Source organism: Candidatus Neomarinimicrobiota bacterium, assembly GCA_041862535.1.
GTDB lineage: Bacteria > Fidelibacterota > Marinisomatia > SCGC-AAA003-L08 > TS1B11.
Map to the genome: position 1 here is coordinate 1 of JBGVTM010000118.1, position 3,347 is coordinate 3,347.

Annotated in this window: 5 protein-coding genes; all 5 read left to right on the plus strand. The window is 56.0% G+C overall.

Features of this window, described 5'->3' with window-relative positions; translation table 11 throughout:
• A partial coding sequence (locus tag ACETWG_04410; protein ID MFB0515834.1) for a transglutaminase occupies positions 1 to 274 on the plus strand: 274 nt, incomplete at its 5' end.
• A 265-nt stretch (positions 275 to 539) separates the two neighbouring features.
• Entirely contained in the window at positions 540 to 920 is a 381-nt protein-coding gene (locus ACETWG_04415; protein MFB0515835.1) for a hypothetical protein, read from the plus strand.
• Positions 921 to 1,019: 99 nt separating this feature from the next.
• Positions 1,020 to 1,712: a hypothetical protein gene (locus ACETWG_04420; protein MFB0515836.1), complete on the plus strand. Its 693-nt coding sequence runs from the start codon at positions 1,020 to 1,022 to the stop codon at positions 1,710 to 1,712.
• 178 nt (positions 1,713 to 1,890) lie between these two features.
• Positions 1,891 to 2,331 carry an SRPBCC family protein gene (locus tag ACETWG_04425; GenBank protein MFB0515837.1) on the plus strand — a complete coding sequence of 147 codons (441 nt, stop codon included), beginning with the start codon at positions 1,891 to 1,893 and terminating at the stop codon, positions 2,329 to 2,331.
• Positions 2,332 to 2,456: 125 nt separating this feature from the next.
• Positions 2,457 to 3,347, plus strand: an 891-nt coding sequence (gene amrS / locus ACETWG_04430; protein ID MFB0515838.1) for an AmmeMemoRadiSam system radical SAM enzyme, incomplete at its 3' end; no start/stop codon positions are given.

Consider the following 3,347-nt stretch of genomic DNA (forward strand, 5'->3'; position numbering starts at 1 on the left):
TGTTTACCACCGCTGGGCGGAGGTCTACCTGCCTAATTACGGCTGGATTCCCGTAGACGCTTCGCGTGGCGATAAGCCGTCACCGCGGGACCAGGCCACCTACATCGGGCAACTCTCCAACCGCTTCCTCATCACCACCCAGGGCGGCGGCGACTCGGAATACCTGGGATGGTACTACAATTCGCATGAGACCTATCAGACTGATCCCCAGGTACGTATCAACATCGAGGCCTTCGGCGAGTGGGAGCCAATTATCACAGGTGAAGGGGAATAATACAAACAAAGGCCTTCCGTACTACGTAATGAGAGGAACGAATTATGAACAGATGGCGAGGACGCTATACTTGGGGAACAGAACTAACAATAACAATTAAATGATGTTTATCAACTTAAGAATGGAGGATGCGGCATGCATTTAAAACCTTTGTCTATTCTAATTTGCTTAATCTTCTTGATTTCAAGCGGCTGCATTTCCAATGAAAATGAGGCTCATCCTTACCATTTCGAAAAGATACAGGTTTTCGATAAAGGTTATGTTAATGCCTAATTCCCCTCAGATGAAAACTGTCATTCAAGCGAGTGGTAGAATTGCCTATTGCGAAGTGACCTCTCAGTCTAATGATACCTTAACGGCATGGCAGAACACCGTATCGGACATAGACCTCGAGGCTATGGACAGTGTATATGTAGCGACAAATATCATCGAACAAACCGATGTTGAGCTCCCGCAGGGAGAAGATGGTTGTGTTGGCGGGGCGGCAATTGATATTTATATCCAGAGCAGTGGGGAACAAGAAAATACCTTCTCAATTCCTGGAACAGTCCGATGCAAAGACGAATGGATTCCTGAGAATGTTCGCCAATTTCTGGATTACGTTGATAGTATTCGATCAAAATATCAGTCAGTACCAGTGCACTAGCTAATAAGATTTAGGTTTTCAAGTCAGGTAGAGTATTTAATCTATGATGCACTTGATCCCTGAATGCCGTGCCCGGAATAAGAACAACCGGATACAACCGTGTCTATCAATCACCCATCCTTCAGCCCCAGCCTGACAGCAGCAACCATCGACCTCCTTGCCCGGCTCATCACCAGGGCCAAGTGCCCGAAAATCGATATGGTGCTGGCCGGCTGCTCTATTCTGTTAACACTCCTGATTCTCATAGACTGCGGCCGGCCCTCGGCAAACGAAGTCCGCTTCAATGAGCTCCTGGCCGGCCAGCTGGCGCGCTATCCCCAGATGCAGGTGCAGGACCTCTATAAGTTCATCTACCAGGCTGCCCTGGGCAGCGAACATGCCGTTTATGACCTGCCCACGGCACGCAGGCAGCTGGCACGGGAGCTCGCCACCCTCAGGTATGCGCCTATAACGGAACCACTCAGCGATACCCTTTCACCAGATGGCCGGCTGGTGCGGATTCACCTGCGGCCCTACCTGAGCAGGGGCGGTAACCCGGATGCCCTGGTGGCAGCCTTTGTCCGCACCGCCAGCGAGTTCCGGGGAAAAACCGCTGTCCTGAAGCGCTACTGGTCCTACGCCGAGGCCATGGCCAAGGACGATGAGTTGCCGTTCACCCCCGGTGAGTTGAAGGCCTTTTTCGCCGAGATGCGGTCGCAGGGATTCCCGGCGGTGCACCATTCCGAGCCATACCGGACGGCATATCATCCGGCGTACCGGGTGATTTTGCGCGAATATCTCGATCTGCCCTGAAAATGACCAACACCAAAATTTTAAAAGCAGGGAATGTAAATATATTGTATCCGCCGGGTTAATCGGCGTGGCTAACAGGCAAGGGGAACAAACCATGAAAGCTAAACGGAAGTGGATACTGTCAGGTTCACTTCTGGCTTCCGCCTTACTTTTAACCGGATGCATAGGAGGAAGGAAAATGGAAGTACAGGATTTTATCGAAATTGCAGCGCCACCTGAGGGAATCTGGTCCTTCATGGTGGAGCCAGAGAAGATCCTGGAGTGGTGCATCACCTTCGAGAAATTCGAGTATCTCTCCGATCAGCGCAGCGGCGTGGGCACACCGCTGTACATCGAGGAAAGAGCCGGCAGCCGACTCATGCAGCTGAACTTCAGCGTTACGGAATGGGTGGAGCATGAGCGGCTGGCTTTCAGGATGACGTCGGGAGAATTTGTAAAGGGGTACGAACAGAGCTGGACCGTGGAGGCCACTCCGTCCGGCAGCCGATTTACCTTCTGGGAGGAGGTCAAACTGCCCTACGGGATTTTCGGCCGAATAATCGGATTGTTCGCCCGGCGCGTCTCAGCGGCCACCGTCAAGGAAATGCTGGCCAAGCTGCAAAGCCTGGCGGAAGCCTGAGAAACTCGTCGGCTAGAGATTGACCAGAACCTGGTGTTCGGCTGTCAGGAAGCCGATCGCCTCATCACCCTTGACATTCTCGATTCCAGCTGCTATCCTATGCCACGCCCAGGGACACCTAAACCATGCCAGCCACTGAAAATACAGGCGCGTCTGTTGCTAGTCTCCAGGCCACTCTCGACCGGCTGACGCAGGCGGCGCAGCTGGTGGAGCCGCTGGCGGAGGGCCGGGTCCGCTGCCTGGCCTGTGCGCACCGCTGCCGCATCTCCGAGGGCGGCCGCGGCATCTGCCAAGTGCGGTTCAATCGGGAGGGAACCCTCTGGGTGCCCCACGGCTACGTGGTGGGCCTGCACAACGATCCCATCGAGAAAAAGCCTTTGTACCACTTCCTCCCCGGCACCAACGCCCTGACCTTCGGCATGCTGGGGTGCTGCTTCCACTGCCCCTTCTGCCAGAACTGGCTTTCATCCCAGGCCCTGCGGGACGAGCGGGCGGGCGTCCTCCCCGACGAGATCTCTGCCGAACGGGTGGTAGACACCGCCCAGCGCTCACGCTCAAGGGCCGTGGTGAGCTCCTACAACGAACCGCTCATCTCTATCGAGTGGGCCGTCGAGATATTCAAACCCGCCCGCCAGGCGGGCCTCAAAACCGCCTGCGTCTCCAACGGCAACGCCACCCCCGAGGCCCTGGAATACCTGCGACCCCATACCGACGGATACAAGGTGGACCTCAAGTCCATGAGCGACCGCACCTACCGCCAGCTGGGCGGTGTACGCCAGAACGTGCTGGACACGATCCAGCGTGCCTGGGAGCTGGGCTTCTGGGTGGAGGTGGTCACCCTGGTGGTCCCCGGCCTGAATGATTCCGACGAGGAGCTGCGCTCGATCGCCGACTTCATCGCCGCCATCTCACCCGACATCCCCTGGCACGTGACCGCTTTCCACCGGGATTACAAGTTCACCGATCGGGACAACACCTCCGTCCGCCAGCTCCTCCGGGCCTGGGACCTGGGCCGC